This is a genomic window from Halotalea alkalilenta, from assembly GCF_001648175.1.
Taxonomy (GTDB): Bacteria; Pseudomonadota; Gammaproteobacteria; order Pseudomonadales; family Halomonadaceae; genus Halotalea; species Halotalea alkalilenta_A.
Map to the genome: position 1 here is coordinate 2,135,045 of NZ_CP015243.1, position 15,119 is coordinate 2,150,163.

A 15,119-nucleotide genomic window follows, 5' to 3' on the forward strand; every position below is an offset into this window, starting at 1 on the left:
CTCCTTGGCGGTAAAAAAGGTCTTAGTCTAGTACGTCGGCGCAGCGCCGGGACCTGGCGCTCAACGGCACAGCGCCTCGCCAAGTCGCCGCATCAGCGCATCGCAGGCGGCGAGCTGCTCCACTGCGATGAACTCATCGGGCTGGTGGGCCTGGGCGATGTCGCCCGGGCCGCAGACGATCGCGCTGAACCCCGCCTGCTGGAACTGTCCCGCTTCCGTGGCGAAGGCCACCGCCCCTTGCGGGGTTTCGTCGCGCAGGAGGGGAGCGAGAAAGGCCAGCGCCGGGTTATCGGCTTCGGCGCGCAGTCCGGGCACCGTAGCGACCACGGTCTCGGTGTCGATCGAGACCGTCGGGGCGCGCTCGCGCAGCTCGAACTCGAGCGAGCGGGCGAAACGGTCGAAGCGCTCGAATATGGTCTTGAACCCCTGCTCGGGCAGGTGGCGAACCTCCCAATCGAACACGCATTCACGCGCCATGATGTTGATCGCGGTGCCGCCCTCCACCTTGCCGACGTGAAGTGTCGAGTAGGGGACGTTGTAGGCCTCGTCGCAGGCGCGCTCTTCGCTCAGCTCGTGCATGATCGTCTCGATTCGCGAAATCAGCCGGGCTGCCACATGGACCGCCGAAACCCCGGATGGAATCTGGCTGGAGTGCGCTTCAAGCCCGGTCACTCTGGTGCGCAGCACGGTGATGCCCTTCTGGCGGGTGACCGGGCGCATCATCGTCGGTTCGCCGATGATCGCCAAGTGCGGAGGATGGGGCTTTGCCGCCAGGCGCTCGATCATCCGCGGAGCGCCGAGGCAGCCGATCTCCTCGTCATAGGAGAGGGCGAGATAGAGCGGGTGCTTGAGCTCGAGCCCGCGCCAGTACTCGAGCTGCCCCAGGCAGCAGGCGATGAAGCCCTTCATGTCGCAGCTGCCGCGACCGTACAGCCGGCCATCGCGCTCTGTCAGCTCGAACGGGTCGCTCGACCAGGGCTGCCCGTCCACCGGGACCACGTCGGTATGTCCCGATAGCACCACCCCGCCTGGCAGGTCCGGTCCGACGCGCACCAGCAGATTGCTCTTGGTTCCCTCGTCATTTTCTATCCGCTCGAAGCAAAGTGGCTGGCCCGGGCTGCTCGCGAGGGCGCCCAGCGCTGTCTCGATCTCCTCGATCAGTGCCAGGTTGCCATGTCGCGATACGCTGTCGAAACCTACCAGCCGGGCCAGCCAGTCACGGCTCTCCCGGGGCGGTGGGCAGGCCTCGTGATCAGGATTTTGGTCCATTGCTCAGTGTTCTCTTGCCAAGCAGGAGTGCGCCTTGTCGTCGCGCCGGTGTCTCGACTAGAACAGGAACATCGTCGCATGGCCAGTCTCGGTGATCTGTGCATCCCGCTCAGCGGCAGCGGGACATCGAGATTCGCAGTGTGCCGGCGCTTACCGATCCGAGCACGATCGGGCATGTGCTCAGGGAACTTTTCCGCCCACGCGGCTGACGCGAGGACATCGCCCTGGTAGAGTAGGTCGGCTAAGCGTTCCATTCGTTTCATTGCGAGCCGAGTGGAAGGCCGGACGCTGGATCTTCCCACCCGATGCGATCGCGCCCGAGAACGATGAGACCGACGTGCGGCGAGGTGATCCCTCGCCTTCGATGTGGCGCTCGATATCCAGCGCCGCGCCGGCCACCTCCGATCAAGACCAAACGAGCCCACGGCCTTTCTGGCCGGTACGCGCTCTCTTCGAACCCACTGTATCGACACCCATGACTACCAGAACCCACGATGATGCCATTGAGTCGGGCGAGCGGCGCTTGAACCGTCAAGACGCCAAGACCCTGGCGCTTTCCGCCCTCGGCGGCGCTCTCGAATTCTACGATTTCGTCATCTTCGTCTTTTTCGCCACGGTGGTAGGGGCGCTTTTCTTCCCCGCCGACATGCCCGACTGGCTGCGCCTGGTGCAGACCTTCGGGATCTTCGCCGCCGGCTATCTGGCCCGTCCGCTCGGTGGCATCGTGATGGCCCACTTCGGCGATCTGCTCGGCCGCAAGCGGATGTTCATGTTCAGCATCCTGCTGATGTCGGTACCGACCCTGATCATGGGCCTTTTGCCGACCTACGCCTCGATCGGTATCGCCGCACCCTTGCTGCTGCTGCTGATGCGCGTCTGTCAGGGAGCGGCGATCGGTGGCGAGGCGCCGGGGGCATGGGTCTTCGTCACCGAGCATGTGCCGAGCCGGCACATCGGCCTGGCCTGCGGCACCCTGTCGATGGGGCTGGTGCTCGGCATCCTGATCGGTTCGGTGGTCGCGTCGCTGCTCAGCGCCACGTTCAGCGATCAGCAGATTCACGATTGGGCTTGGCGGTTGCCGTTCATCTTCGGTGGCCTGCTTGGCCTGGTGACGCTCTACCTGCGTCGCTACCTGCACGAGACCCCGGTATTCGCCGAGATGCAGGCGCGCAAGACGCTGGCGGCCGAGCTGCCGGTGAAAAAGGTGATCACCGAGCATCGCGGTGCCGTGGTGCTGTCGATGCTGGTCACCTGGGTGCTCACCGGTGCGATCGTGGTCACCGTATTGATGATGCCGACGCTGCTGCAGTCGCCATCGATCGGCATCGACCGTGCCACCGCGCTCAACGCCAATACCATCGCGCTGGTGTTCACCCTGATCGGTTGTGTGGTCAGCGGCCGGATGGGCGATCGCTTCGGTGATGGCCCGGTGTTCTCGCTGTTCAGCTTCGGTCTCGGCGTCAGCTTCATCTTCTTCTTCGTCTCGGTGCACTACACCACCGAGTACCTGGTGCCGCTCTACGCGCTGTCGGGCTTCTTCGTCGGTATCGTCGGGTTGGTGCCGGCGATAGCGGTGAAGTCGTTTCCCGCCGAGGTACGTTTCTCGGGGCTTTCGTTCTCCTACAACGTGGCCTATGCGATCTTCGGCGGCGCGACGCCGCTGGCGCTGTCGCTCGCGCTGGCACGCTGGAGCTACGCACCGGCTTACTACGTTGCGTTGCTCGGCGTCCTGGGGATGTTGATCGGTATCTACCTGATCTACTCGGGCGCATCCCGCGGCAGCGCCGAGTCACGCTGAACAGTTCCAGTCCCCGGCGGCGCCCTCGCGCCGCCGGACCCGGCGCCCAGGCGTCGTTCGCCGTGCGAAACCCTTGCAGATGTCCGACACCCTCGCTTGTGCCCGCCGGCTCGATCGCCGAGATGCCAAGACGCTCGCTCTCTCCGCCCTCGGTGGTGCGCTCGAATTCTACGACTTCGTCATCTTCGTGTTCTTCGCCGCGACCATCGGCAAGCTGTTCTTCCCCCCCGACATGCCGGAGTGGCTGCGCCTGGTGCAGACCTTCGGGATCTTCGCCGCCGGTTACCTGATCCGTCCGCTCGGTGGCATCGTGATGGCCCATTTCGGCGACCTGCTCGGCCGCAAGCGGATGTTCATGTTCAGCATCCTGCTGATGTCGTTGCCCACCCTGGCGATGGGGCTGCTGCCGACCTATGCCTCGATCGGTGTGTTGGCGCCGCTGCGGCTGCTGGCGATGCGGCTGCTGCAGGGGGCGGCGATCGGTGGTGAGGCGCCGGGCGCCTGGGTGTTCGTCACCGAGCACGTCCCGACTCGCCACGTGGGTTTCGCCTGCGGCACGCTCTCCGCCGGTCTCGCCCTGGGGATCCTGTTGGGCTCGCTGGTAGCCACGGTGGTGCATCGCCAGTTCAGTTTGGAGCAGCTCGAGAGCTGGGCCTGGAGATTGCCGTTCATCCTCGGCGGATTGCTCGGGCTGGTGACGCTCTACCTGCGCCGCTACCTGCACGAGACCCCGGTGTTCACTGAAATGCGCTCGCGCCGAAAGCTCTCGCGCGAGATGCCATTGAAGCGGGTGGTGCGTGAGCATCGCGCTGGGGTGCTGCTGGCGATGCTGGTGACTTGGATCCTCACTGCGGCGATCGTGGTCACCACCCTGATGATGCCGACCCTCCTGCAAGGGCCGGGTATCGGGCTCGATCGGACCGCCGCGCTCTCGGCCAACAGCCTGGCGATCCTCGCCGTGGTGGTCGGCTGCGTAGTCTGTGGGCGGCTGGCCGACCGCTTTGGCGACGGGCCGGTGTTCATGGCGTTCAGTTTCGGCCTGGGCGCGAGCTTCACGGTTTTCTACGTCACCATGCACCACACCATCGACTACCTGGTGCCGCTCTACGTCCTGACCGGGTTCTTCGTCGGCATCACCGGGCTGATCCCTGCTGTCGCGGTGAAAGCGTTTCCGGCCGAGGTGCGTTTCTCGGGGCTGTCGTTCTCCTACAACGTCGCCTATGCGATCTTCGGCGGGCTGACCCCGCTGGTGCTGTCGCTTGCGATCGTGCATTTCGACTATGCGCCGGTCTACTACATCGTGCTGTTGAGCTTGCTCGGAATGGCGATCGGCGCCTATCTCACCCGCCGCGGCCTGGTCGCTGGCCGGGTCCGGCTGAACTAAGGCATCTTCTCCGTGGCCTGCTAGGCTTGGTCTTGGTGGGGCGGCATCGGTCCTCCCCGGCATGCACCCAGCAGGAGGCGATATGGAAATTTCCCTCAAAGGCAAGAATGCGCTGGTCACCGGCGGCAACCGCGGGATTGGCGCCGAGGTGGTCGCGCAGCTCGCCGCCGCCGGCGCCAACGTAGCACTCCATTCACGCAGGCCGCGCGACGAGGCGACTCGCACCGCCGAGGAGCTCAGCGCCAAGCATGGGGTGAAGGTGGTGGTGGTCACCGGTGACTTCGCTGATGCCGCAAGCGTCGCAGAGCTCTTCGAGCAGTTCGATCGGAATTTCGACCAGATCGACATCCTGATCAACAATGCGGGTTACGAGGACAAGTACGCGCTCGAGGATCTGCCGCCGGAGAAGTGGGATGCGCTGATCCAGGTCAACCTCACAGCGCCCTTCCTCTGTGCCCAGCAGGCGGCCCGGCGAATGAAGAAGAGCGGCGGTGGGGTGGTGATCAACATGCAGTCGATCCACGATGAGGTGACGCGCAAGGGGGTCGGCCACTACAGCATCGCCAAAGCGGGGCTCAAGATGCTCAGCCGTGCCGCCGGGGTCGAGTGGGGCGAGTATGGGATCCGGGTGATCGGGCTCTCACCGGGCGCGATCGAGACCGACATCAACCGTGGCGACATCGACGCGCTGGGGCGCGACAAGTTCGAGCGCTGGATACCCGCCGGGCACGTCGGCGAGACGCCGGACATCGGCCAGACGGTGGTGTTCCTCTGCTCGCCGCAGGCACGCTACATCACCGCGACCACGCTCTACATCGACGGTGGCTACATGCACAACGTCATCCGCTACGACGAGCGCCCCGGCAAGGAGGGTGTCGACGGTGAGTGAGGCGGTGAAAAGCGCTGGATTTCGCCGTCGGGATTAGGGAAAGTGAGCCTTGGCGTGTTTCGCTCATCCCTTGCCGTGCACGGTTGAATGAGTGAGGCACGTCCCAGGCTGCGATACGCGGCCGGCGTCGCTCGGACGGTTCCGGGCGCCTACGTCACTGCCGAGGGTCCCATGACCAGCGTTACCACCCCACGTCGTTTCACCCGCATCGATCGTCTACCCCCCTACGTTTTCAATATCACCGCGGAACTCAAGATGGCCGCTCGCCGCCGCGGCGAGGACATCATCGACTTCTCGATGGGTAATCCTGACGGCCCCACGCCCGCGCACATCGTCGACAAGCTGGTCGAGGTGGCGCGCCGCGACGATACCCACGGCTATTCGACCTCGAAGGGTATCCCGCGTCTGCGCCGCGCGATTTCCCACTGGTACCGGGACCGCTACGCAGTGGAGATCGATCCCGAAAGCGAGGCAATCGTCACCATCGGCTCCAAGGAAGGGCTCGCCCACCTGATGCTCGCCACGCTCGATGCCGGCGATACCGTGCTGGTGCCCAACCCCAGCTATCCGATCCACATCTACGGTGCGGTGATCGCCGGCGCCCAGGTGCGCTCGGTGCCGCTGGTGCCGGGCATGGACTTCTTCGCCGAGCTCGAGCGAGCGATCCGCGAGACCATCCCCAGCCCGAAGATGATGATTCTCGGTTTCCCCTCCAACCCCACTGCCCAGTGCGTCGAACTCGACTTCTTCGAGCGCGTGGTGGCGCTGGCCAAGCAGTACGGTGTGCTGGTGGTCCACGACCTCGCCTATGCCGACATCGTCTACGACGGCTGGCAGGCGCCATCGATCATGCAGGTGGAGGGCGCTAAGGAGATCGCGGTCGAGTTCTTCACTCTGTCGAAGAGCTACAACATGGCTGGCTGGCGGATCGGCTTCATGGTCGGCAACCCTGAGCTGGTCCAGGCATTGGCGCGGCTCAAGAGCTATCACGACTACGGCACCTTCACACCGCTCCAGGTCGCCGCTATCGCGGCGCTCGAGGGCGACCAGGGCTGCGTCGGCGAGATCACCCGTGAGTACCAGGCGCGCCGGGACGTGCTGGTCAAGGGCCTGCACGAGGCTGGTTGGATGGTCGAGAAGCCGCGCGCGTCGATGTACGTCTGGGCCAGGATCCCCGAGCCCTATGCCGGGCTCGGCTCGCTCGAGTTCGCCAAGAAGCTGCTCGCCGATGCCAAGGTTTGCGTTTCTCCCGGCGTCGGCTTCGGCGAGTACGGTGACGACCATGTGCGCTTCGCGCTGATCGAGAACCGCGACCGCACGCGTCAGGCGGTACGCGGGATCAAGGCGATGTTCCGCGCCGACGGACTGCTACCCGCCCAGGCTTGAGCCCGATCCATCCAGCGACGACCCGCTTGGCGAGTAGTGCCGTTCATTCGAGTATGCGAGGCCAAGCGGGACTCGCTGAGAAATCCGACGCCAGATCCCGTCAGAGGATTTTTCCGACCATCCACCAGCCATCGCTCGATCTCGTTGTCCGCAGATGCGTACCGCCCCGAGGCGCTCGCCCGCTCGTGCCTCGAGCGGTGGCGAATCGAGCCCGTGACCATGGCGGAAAGATCAGGTGTTACACTCGGTTTTTGCAGCCGTTCGGCGGCAGGGCACTTGGAAAAACATCAGGGTTTTCGTAATGCAAAAGATCGAGCACCGGACATTGACCGAGCTCGCCTACGATGAAATCACCCAGGGCATGGTTTCAGGACGCTTTCTGCCCGGTCAGGTGCTGATCATCCGGGCACTCGCCGATAGCTACGGTATCTCCGCAACGCCCATCCGTGAGGCCTTGCAGCGTCTGGTAGCCGAGCACCGGCTGGATGTGCTGCCGAATCGCTCGATCGCGGTGCCGAAGATTTCCAAGGATAAGTATCTCGAGCTGCTGCGCATTCGCTGTGCGCTGGAAGGGCTCGCCGCGGAACTGGCCACGCCGAACATAGACGCCGCGTCCCTGGAAGAGCTCGGGCGGATGCTCGATGAGCTGGAAGAATCAGTGCGTGAAAATAGTTCGGAAGGCTATGTGGCGCTGAATCAGAAGTTCCATTTCCATATCTATGAAAAAGCCAACTCCCCGCATTTGCTGAAAATGATCCAGGACCTGTGGAGCCGGGTCGGGCCGTTGTTCAACGAGCTGTTCGCCGACCCCGATTTCGTCAACCACGCCAATGACGAACATCGACGGATCTACGCAGCCCTCGAGCGAGGAGACCCCGCCGAGGTCTACGACTGTCTGGTGCGGGACATCCACGTATCGGCCAGTTCGCTGCACGCCCGGGGCTGAGCCGGGCGCCTCTCACTGGCGCTCCAGGCGCACGAACAGGATCCAGAACAGGCCGAGGAACAGCGGCAGGGTCACCAGCAGTACCAGGGTCGTCAGCGCGAAGATGATCGGCACCTGCGACTGCTGGGACGACGCCATGATCCAGTTCCACACCGGCATGGTCTCGGTGGTTCCGCGCAGGAACAGGGTGCGCAGCATTTCGTTGAACGACAGCAGAAAGCCGAACAGAGTGGCGCCGACGATGCCGGGGCGCAGCAGCGGCAGCTCGATGTCGCGGAATATCTGCCACTTCGACGCGCCCAGATCCGCCCCGGCCTCGATCAGCCGGTGGTCGAAGCGGGTGGTCAGCACCATGATGATCAGCAGGGCGAAGGGGAAGGCCCAGATGAAATGGCCCACCGCGATCGACCAGAAGCCCAGCTTGAGCCCCAGTACGGTGCGGGTCAGGATGAACAGCGCCGCGCCCATCGACATGCCGGGGATAAACAGCGGCAGCACCAGCAGCAGCATCAGGCGCCCCGGTCGCCGCGTCAGCGGCAGCGCGCGGCCCACGTAGGTGGCGCAGACCGCGCAGAGCACGCCGATCAGCAGCGCCATCGCCAGGCTGGCGCCGAAGGGGCCGATCCAACGGGTGTCCTGCCACAGCGCGGCGTAGTGCTCCAGCGACAGCGGAAAGGGAATGCCCGACAGCGGGCGTTCGCTGATCGACATCAGCGCCAGCCAGAACAGCGGGAAGTAGATCAGCAGCAGCATCAGAGCGCCGACGCTCTTGCCCAGCAGCGGCCAGCCTTTCCAGTAGCTCCAACGCTGATGTACCCGGGGATGTTGGTTCACGGTTTCAACTCCTCAGGATGCGAAACGAGGAAGACAGGTCGCCGAAGCGCCGACCGATGAGCACGAACGCCAGCACCAGCACGCCGAGGATCAGCATGATCAGCGTGGTCAGGGCCGCCAGTACGGGGTAGCGCAAGGCCGAGTAGGCGCTTTCGATCGAGTTGCTCAGCAGGTTGACGAAGCCGCCGCCGAGCATGCTCGGCTCCACCCAGGCGGCCATCGCCGAGCCGAGGGTGAACAGCACGCCGGCGATCACCCCGGGCAGCGACAGCGGGATGATCACCCCGGTCAGGGTCTGCCAGGGGGAGGCGCCGAGGTCGTTGCTGGCATCGATCAAGGCGTCGTCGACCAGCGAGATGGCGATGTATACCGGCAGCATCATGGTCGGGAACAGAGCGATGACCATGCCGAAATGGACGGCCCATTCGCTGTACAGAATGCCGGCCGAGCCCGGCTCGACCAGACCGATGCCGATGAACAACGGGATCAGCGGGCCATTCTCGCCCAGAAGCGCCCGCCAGATGATCGTGCGTGAAGAGAGATCGAGGAAGAAGGGAACCGTCATCAGCGCCAGGGTCATCGCCTTGACCGTGCGCGAAGCGTGGCCCTTGGCCAGCCACAGGCTGAAGGCGAAGGCCAGCACCAGCTCCACCGCGGTCACCGTGAAGGCGATGCGCAGGGTTCGCAGGATCACCTCGAAGCGGCCCGAGTCGAAGATCGAGGCCCAGGTATTGAGGCTGGGCGTGTACACGGTGAAAAACGACTTGGTTTCGAAAAAGCTGTAGACCACCACCCCCAGCAGCGGTACCACCACAGCGAGGAACCAGGCGGCGAGAAACAGCGCCAGTGGCCAGTCGACGCGGCCCAGCAGGGCGCGCCACGGCGTCTTGGCTGCCAGGGACGACGGCGCCACCTGAGCCTGTGTATCAGGGATCGATGTACTCATGTGGCGTCTCCTCTTGTGTCGACCGGCGCCCGCCGAACGTATTCGATCGGCGGGCGGGCCATGGGCTCAGGCGTTCAGGAAGCGTTGCCACTGCTCTTCCATCGAATCGGCATTCGACGGAGTGGTGGTGCTGACCAGCGGCTTGGAGAACTTGCGGGCGATCTTCCGTTCGGTCTCCTCGAGGGCGGCGATGTCTTCGGCGCTCCAGTCGTTTTCCCGGGCATAGGCCACCGCCAGATCCATGTTCGGTCCGGCGTAGCCGCGATCTCGGGCCTGCAGGGCGCGGTACTCGCCGCCGAGGTAGTAGTTGAGCACCTTGTAGATCGCGTCCAGGTTGTCCCTATCGCCGGCCTGCACCGGCAGGTAGGCGCCGTGGCCCCACTTGTAGTAGCCCTCTTGGGTATAGGCGTAGCGGGTCGCGTCCTTGCCGAGCTTGAGGTTGACCTCGCGCACAGCCGGCTCCCAGCAGTTGATCACGTCCACTTCGCGGTTGCTCAGTAGCTGGATCTGCTCCTCGAACGAGGTATGCAGGGTGCGGAACTGTCCGGCGCGCTTGCGTTCGATCAGGAAGTCGACGACCTGGCGGGTCTCTTCGGGCTCGAGGTCGGCGCAGTTGCTGAACGGCTTGCCGGTCTTGCTCTGCAGATACAGCGCCGCCATCGGCAGCGAGTAGCCCCAGGTCCTGTCGAAGGAGACCCGGCCGCGGGTGCGCGGGTCGTCGAACACCAACGACCAGGAAAGCTCTTCCTCGCTGTCCGGGTCCAGGCCGAGCTTCTCCGGGAAGTAGCCGAAGCTGTCGGCATTGCCGATCACCGGCACGCCCCATTGGTTGCCTTCGGCGTCCTGGACCACGCGGCTATGCTTCCACTCATCCGGGGTGCGCTCCCAGAGGGTCAGCGCCGGGTGTTGGGTGTCGATCGGCAGGTAGGTACCGCGCGGGCCGAGGATGTCCTGGGTGCCGGCTTCGAAGACGAAGATGTCGGTCTGGTCACCCAGCCCCGCGGCGACCACGTCGCGCAGGAAGACCCCGACGTCGTTGCCGGTGCCGGTGAACTCCATCTGCACCCCGATGGACTGGGCCATCACCGACCAATCCTTGAGTTGCGAGGTGGTCACGCCATAGCCGCGCACGGTGGCCGGGCCGGCCGCCCAGAGCCGGCTGGCGGGCAGGTCCAGAGCCAAAGGCAGCGCCAGCGCGCTCGCGCCCAGTGCCGCCGAGCGCAGGAAGTCGCGGCGCGACCGTAGTAGTTGTAGTTGTGAAACGCTCGTCTCTTTCATGGCTCGCTCCTGGATGTCAGGGTTGGTCAGGCAGGGAATGCGATCGAATCCTCTACTTCCCAGATCACCGTGTCGGCACTGGGCACGTCGACGTTCTTTCCTTCCCAGTTGCGCAGCTTGAGCCGGCCCGCGGGGGTGTCGGCCCAACGCTCGGTGTACTTGCCGCGGTAGGCTGCCGGTGACGGCTTGCAGGGCAGGGCATTGACGCCGGCTGGCGCATTGGTGCCCGTGACGCTGATCAGCCGCAGGTGTTCGGCGCGCACGGCTATGCCAGCGTCCACGCCGGCCTGTAGCGGTTGATCCCCGCCTACCCGGCTGCGGATGCGTGTGCCGTTGGCCATTTCGATCAGCGCGGTGCCGTCCCGGGTTTCCAGCACGCGACCGCCGAGCAGGTTTTCGAAACCCATGAATTCGGCGGCGAACAGGCTGCTCGGGCTGTCGAACAGGGCCACCGGTGGACCGATCTGCTCGACCCGGCCGTGGCGCATCAGCACCACCCGGTCGCTCATGGTCAGGGCCTCCTCCTTGCTGTGGGTGATGAAGACGAAGGTCATCCCCAGCGAACGCTGGATCTCCACCAGCTCCGACTGCATGTCGATGCGCAGCTTTTCGTCGAGCGCGGCCAGCGGCTCGTCGAGCAGCAGCAGCGCCGGACGGATGACGAAGGCCCGGGCCAGGGCCACGCGCTGCTTCTCGCCGCCGGAGAGCTGGCCGATACTGCGCTGCGCCTTGGCCTCCAGGCGCACCACCGCCAGCGCCTCCCGGGCCTGGCGCAGGGCCTCGGGACGCGCCACGCCGCGCACTTTCAGGCCATAGGCCACGTTCTCCTCGACGCTCATGTGCGGGAACAGCGCGTAGCTCTGGAATACCGTGGTGCAGTTGCGCTGGGCCGGCGGCTTGCCGATCACGCTTTGGCCGCCGATCGCCAGCCGGGTGATCGACTGGGCCTGCTCCAGCCCGGAAATCAGCCGCAGCAGGGTGGTCTTGCCGGAGCCGCTTTCGCCCAGGATCGAGACGAACTCGCCCGGCTCGACCCGCAGTGAGACGTGATCCAGAGCGAGCACGGAGCCGTAGCTGTGCACGGCGTCTTGGATCTCGAGAATCGGCGCTTGGGCGGCGGTGTTCATGGCGCATACCTCGGCGGCACAGGGCCCGGCAGGGGAGTGGTCACAGCCAGTCGGCCAGCGCGGCGTGCACCGCGCGGGCGAGCTGGATGGCGTTGGGGGTATCGGAATGTACGCAGATCGATTCGGCGGTGACCTTCACGTCGCGACCGTTGACCGAGCGAGTCAGGCCCTCGGTCACCGCTCGCCTGACCTTCTCCACCATCGCCTCCTCGGCGACGCTTTCATGCTGCCGAGTGATGATCTGGCGGCCGTCGTCGTCGTATTCCAGGTCGGAATAGAACTCGCACTGGAAGGGGACGCCACGACGGATGAAGACTTCCGACATCACGCAATCGGCGTAGCCGATCACCGGCACGCCCAGCGCCAGCGCCGCATCGGCGATGCCTTCGGCGACGTGGGCCTGGCGCTGGGCCATGCCGAACAGGGCGCCGTGAGGCTTGATGTGCGACAGCGCCAGGCCCTCGGCATCCAGGTAGGCTTTCAAGGCGCCGCTCTGGTACAGCACCAGGGCGGAGATTTCCTCGCGTGTCATGCTCATCTCGCGGCGGCCGAAGCCTTCGCGATCCGGCAGGCCCGGGTGCGAGCCGATGGCGATGCCGTGGCGCTTGGCCGCCTTGACCGTGCGCCACATGGTGACCGGATCGGATGCGTGAAAACCGCAGGCGACGTTGGCGTGGGTGATGAACGGCATGCAGGCTTCGTCGTCGCCCAGGCGGTAGATGCTGAACGCTTCACCCATGTCGCAGTTGATCGTGACCTTGGCCATGTTGTCCTCGCTGTGCCTCATGGGGCGATTGCCGTCAGGCGCCTGGCTGGGCGGCGAGCACCGCGCGCAGTTGGGCGATGAAGAAATCCGCGTTGTCGCGGGTGAACACCAGCGGTGGGCGGATTTTCAGCACGTTGGCGCGCGGCCCGGTGGCGCTGATCAGCACTTGCCGTTCGCGCAGCCCGTCGACCAGCTTCGCGGTGAGTGATGCATCGGGGCGCTTCGACTGGCGGTCGCCGACGATCTCGACACCGAAGAACAGCCCCGCGTGGCGCACATCGCCGATCACCTGGTACTCGCTCATCAGTTCGCGCAACCCGTCGGCCAGGTAGGCGCCGACCTTCAGCGCGTTATCCATCAGTGCCTCGTCCTGAATCACCTCGAGCACCGCCATGGCGGCGGTGGTGGCCACGGTGTTGCCGCCGAAGGTGTTGAAGTAGCGTGCGCTGCTGCCGAACTCCGCGATGATCGACGGCTTGACCACGACGCCGGCGACCGGGTAGCCGTTGCCCATGGGTTTGCCCAGGGTGACGATGTCCGGCACCAGGCCGTGGCGCTGGAAGCCCCACAGGTGGCTGCCGGTGCGGCCGAAGCCGGATTGCACCTCGTCGGCGATGTACAGCGCGCCCGCCGCGCGTACCGCCTCGACCGCGCCGGCGAGGAAACCGGCCGGTTCGGTGAAGACGCCGTCGCTGGAGAACACCCCATCGCAGATGAACGCCGCCGGCTTGATCCCATGGCGTTTTAGATCGGCCAGGGCGGCTTCGACATCGCGTCGCAGCTGGTCGGCGACCTCGCCGTTGCGGCTGCGGTACAGGTCGGGAGCCGGCACCGTGCGTACGTGGGCGCCGAGGTCGACGTTCGGCCCGAGCGAAGGCGAGATCTCGGCGATGGCCTGGGTGATGCCGTGGTAGGCGCACTCGGTGACGATGATGCCCTGGCCGCCGGTGTAGGCCTTGGCCGCGCGCAAGGCCAGGTCGTTGGCCTCGCTGCCGGTGCAGGTGAACATCAGATGGCCGAGCGCATCGGGAAAGGTCGCCAGCAAGCGTTCGGCATAGCCGAGGATGGTGTCGTGCAGGTAGCGGGTGTTGGTCGCCAGCACCTGTACCTGGTCGGCGATCGCGCGGGCCACGCGCGGGTGGCAGTGGCCGACCGAGGCGACGTTGTTGTAGACGTCCATGTAGGCTTTGCCGCTCTGGTCGTACAGCCACACGCCATCACCGCGCACGATGTGCACCGGGTGCTGGTACATCAGCCGGTAGGCCGGGCCGAGCAGGCGCCGGCGCCGCTCGATCATCGCCTGCTCTTCTGGCGGCAGCTCCACTGCGCCCGGGCGATAGGCATTGGGCATCGCATCGTCTTGCATCTCAGGCTCCTGTCTCAAGTTCTTTCATCTCAAGTTCTTTCGCCAAGCGCGCAGGCCAGGTAGGCGTGGGCCGCCTGAGGGCTGATTTCGCCGAGCCGCTCCAGGGCGCGCCAGGCCGGTGGGTTGTTGCGCAGGATGTAGGTGTCATTCTCTGGATGGCGCTGGGCGCGCCAGCCGGTGATGATCACCGTCGCGGCCAGGCGTGCCTTGATCAGGTCGAACAGCGCTTCGAGTTCCTCGGGCCGCAGTGGCAGAACCCGGTGGTAGGCGCGGACGAACTCACTCACCGCTTCGAGCGGGTGGCCGCCGCCCTCGTCGATCTGGTAGGAGCAGGCCACCGCCAGCTCGTGGACCAACGGGGTGTACACCGCGTCGCCGAAGTCGAGGATGCCGGTCACCCGGCGCTGGTCGTGGGGATCGACCAGCAGGTTGTGTGGATTCAGGTCGTTGTGGATCAGCTGCGCGCGCATCTTCTCCACCCGGGGGGCGACTTCTGATTCGTGGCGGTCGAGCAGCGCCTGGAGCAGGCCGCGGCGTGCAGGGTCGGGGATCGCCTCGATCAGCGGGCGGAGCCGGCCTACGTGCTTGATGTCCCAAAGCAGTTCGTGGCTGGCGGCGGCCGGATGTTCGAAGTCGGCCAGGGCCAAATCGAGGCGGGCCAGCAGGGCTGCGATGGTGGCGCGCTGCTCGGCACTGCGCTCGGCGCGCCACAGCGGCATGCCCTCGAGCCAGGTGAACAGCCGGGCGATGGTGGGCTCGCCGTCTTCGATCGCCAGGCACAGCTCATGCTGGCCATTGCGCGCGGCGACCAGGTGCTGGATCGGCAGGCCCGGGTCGCGCTCGGCGATGTGCAGCATGGCCGCGGTGGTCAGGTTGGTGACCAGTGGCGTTTCGCTTTGGTTGGCGAACTTGAGGATGTAGCCGTGCCCATCGTCGGTGCGGGCGTGGTAGTTGGTGTCGCGTTCGCCGCCCAGGGCCTCGACGCTGACGCTCAGGCCATAGTGGCGCTCGACCAGCGCTATCGCCTCCGCCGGTCGAATCCGGGGCGGGGCGTTGCACAGCAGCGCGTTGGCCGGCGAACCGTGATCGATCATCGACGACTCCAGGGCAGTGGGGTGGAGCAAGGGCAA

13 protein-coding genes are annotated in these 15,119 nt (G+C 65.5%); 5 read left to right on the top strand and 8 right to left on the bottom strand.

Going from position 1 to position 15,119, the window contains the following annotated elements; all coding sequences use genetic code 11:
* Positions 1 to 60: 60 nt before the first annotated feature.
* Positions 61 to 1,269 (bottom strand): acetylornithine deacetylase, encoded by a 1,209-nt coding sequence (gene argE, locus A5892_RS09495; protein WP_064122594.1) that lies wholly within the window; start codon positions 1,267 to 1,269, stop codon positions 61 to 63.
* Positions 1,270 to 1,792: 523 nt separating this feature from the next.
* On the opposite strand from argE, the gene A5892_RS09500 reads away from it, so the two are divergent.
* The 5 genes from A5892_RS09500 (at position 1,793) to A5892_RS09520 (ending at position 7,672) form a co-directional block, all read left to right on the top strand.
* Positions 1,793 to 3,067 carry an MFS transporter gene (locus tag A5892_RS09500; RefSeq protein ID WP_223302850.1) on the top strand — a complete coding sequence of 425 codons (1,275 nt, stop codon included), beginning with the start codon at positions 1,793 to 1,795 and terminating at the stop codon, positions 3,065 to 3,067.
* A 79-nt stretch (positions 3,068 to 3,146) separates the two neighbouring features.
* Positions 3,147 to 4,451 (top strand): MFS transporter, encoded by a 1,305-nt coding sequence (locus A5892_RS09505; protein ID WP_064122595.1) that lies wholly within the window; start codon positions 3,147 to 3,149, stop codon positions 4,449 to 4,451.
* Positions 4,452 to 4,533: 82 nt separating this feature from the next.
* Positions 4,534 to 5,340 carry an SDR family NAD(P)-dependent oxidoreductase gene (locus A5892_RS09510; protein WP_064122596.1) on the top strand — a complete coding sequence of 269 codons (807 nt, stop codon included), beginning with the start codon at positions 4,534 to 4,536 and terminating at the stop codon, positions 5,338 to 5,340.
* 171 nt (positions 5,341 to 5,511) lie between these two features.
* Positions 5,512 to 6,726: an alanine transaminase gene (alaC, locus tag A5892_RS09515; protein ID WP_064122597.1), complete on the top strand. Its 1,215-nt coding sequence runs from the start codon at positions 5,512 to 5,514 to the stop codon at positions 6,724 to 6,726.
* A 301-nt stretch (positions 6,727 to 7,027) separates the two neighbouring features.
* Positions 7,028 to 7,672, top strand: coding sequence for a GntR family transcriptional regulator (locus A5892_RS09520; protein WP_064122598.1), 645 nt, complete (start codon positions 7,028 to 7,030; stop codon positions 7,670 to 7,672).
* 12 nt (positions 7,673 to 7,684) lie between these two features.
* Here A5892_RS09520 and A5892_RS09525 read toward each other — a convergent pair whose 3' ends face one another.
* The 7 genes from A5892_RS09525 to A5892_RS09555 form a co-directional block, all read right to left on the bottom strand.
* Complete coding sequence (locus A5892_RS09525; protein ID WP_064122599.1) at positions 7,685 to 8,506, bottom strand: ABC transporter permease; 822 nt, start codon at positions 8,504 to 8,506, stop codon at positions 7,685 to 7,687.
* 4 nt (positions 8,507 to 8,510) lie between these two features.
* On the bottom strand, positions 8,511 to 9,452 hold the full coding sequence (locus tag A5892_RS09530; RefSeq protein ID WP_064122600.1) for an ABC transporter permease: 942 nt from the start codon (positions 9,450 to 9,452) through the stop codon (positions 8,511 to 8,513).
* Between the two features lie 66 nt (positions 9,453 to 9,518).
* Positions 9,519 to 10,730 (bottom strand): extracellular solute-binding protein, encoded by a 1,212-nt coding sequence (locus tag A5892_RS09535; RefSeq protein WP_064122601.1) that lies wholly within the window; start codon positions 10,728 to 10,730, stop codon positions 9,519 to 9,521.
* A 26-nt stretch (positions 10,731 to 10,756) separates the two neighbouring features.
* Positions 10,757 to 11,857 (bottom strand): ABC transporter ATP-binding protein, encoded by a 1,101-nt coding sequence (locus A5892_RS09540; RefSeq protein ID WP_064122602.1) that lies wholly within the window; start codon positions 11,855 to 11,857, stop codon positions 10,757 to 10,759.
* A gap of 40 nt (positions 11,858 to 11,897) precedes the next feature.
* Entirely contained in the window at positions 11,898 to 12,623 is a 726-nt protein-coding gene (pxpA, locus tag A5892_RS09545; protein ID WP_064122603.1) for a 5-oxoprolinase subunit PxpA, read from the bottom strand.
* Positions 12,624 to 12,657: 34 nt separating this feature from the next.
* A complete protein-coding gene (locus A5892_RS09550) occupies positions 12,658 to 13,989 on the bottom strand; it encodes an aspartate aminotransferase family protein (RefSeq protein ID WP_064122604.1) in 1,332 nt (443 codons plus the stop codon).
* A gap of 29 nt (positions 13,990 to 14,018) precedes the next feature.
* Positions 14,019 to 15,083 carry a phosphotransferase gene (locus tag A5892_RS09555; protein ID WP_064122605.1) on the bottom strand — a complete coding sequence of 355 codons (1,065 nt, stop codon included), beginning with the start codon at positions 15,081 to 15,083 and terminating at the stop codon, positions 14,019 to 14,021.
* Positions 15,084 to 15,119: the final 36 nt, after the last annotated feature.

Coding starts and splice junctions, on each gene's coding strand:
- A5892_RS09520 (WP_064122598.1), top strand. CDS start 7,028: ATGCAAAAGATCGAGCACCGGACATTGACCGAGCTCGCCTACGATGAA.
- alaC (WP_064122597.1), top strand. CDS start 5,512: ATGACCAGCGTTACCACCCCACGTCGTTTCACCCGCATCGATCGTCTA.
- A5892_RS09530 (WP_064122600.1), bottom strand. CDS start 9,452: ATGAGTACATCGATCCCTGATACACAGGCTCAGGTGGCGCCGTCGTCC.
- A5892_RS09535 (WP_064122601.1), bottom strand. CDS start 10,730: ATGAAAGAGACGAGCGTTTCACAACTACAACTACTACGGTCGCGCCGC.
- A5892_RS09555 (WP_064122605.1), bottom strand. CDS start 15,083: ATGATCGATCACGGTTCGCCGGCCAACGCGCTGCTGTGCAACGCCCCG.
- A5892_RS09540 (WP_064122602.1), bottom strand. CDS start 11,857: ATGAACACCGCCGCCCAAGCGCCGATTCTCGAGATCCAAGACGCCGTG.
- A5892_RS09505 (WP_064122595.1), top strand. CDS start 3,147: ATGTCCGACACCCTCGCTTGTGCCCGCCGGCTCGATCGCCGAGATGCC.
- A5892_RS09510 (WP_064122596.1), top strand. CDS start 4,534: ATGGAAATTTCCCTCAAAGGCAAGAATGCGCTGGTCACCGGCGGCAAC.
- A5892_RS09550 (WP_064122604.1), bottom strand. CDS start 13,989: ATGCAAGACGATGCGATGCCCAATGCCTATCGCCCGGGCGCAGTGGAG.
- pxpA (WP_064122603.1), bottom strand. CDS start 12,623: ATGGCCAAGGTCACGATCAACTGCGACATGGGTGAAGCGTTCAGCATC.
- argE (WP_064122594.1), bottom strand. CDS start 1,269: ATGGACCAAAATCCTGATCACGAGGCCTGCCCACCGCCCCGGGAGAGC.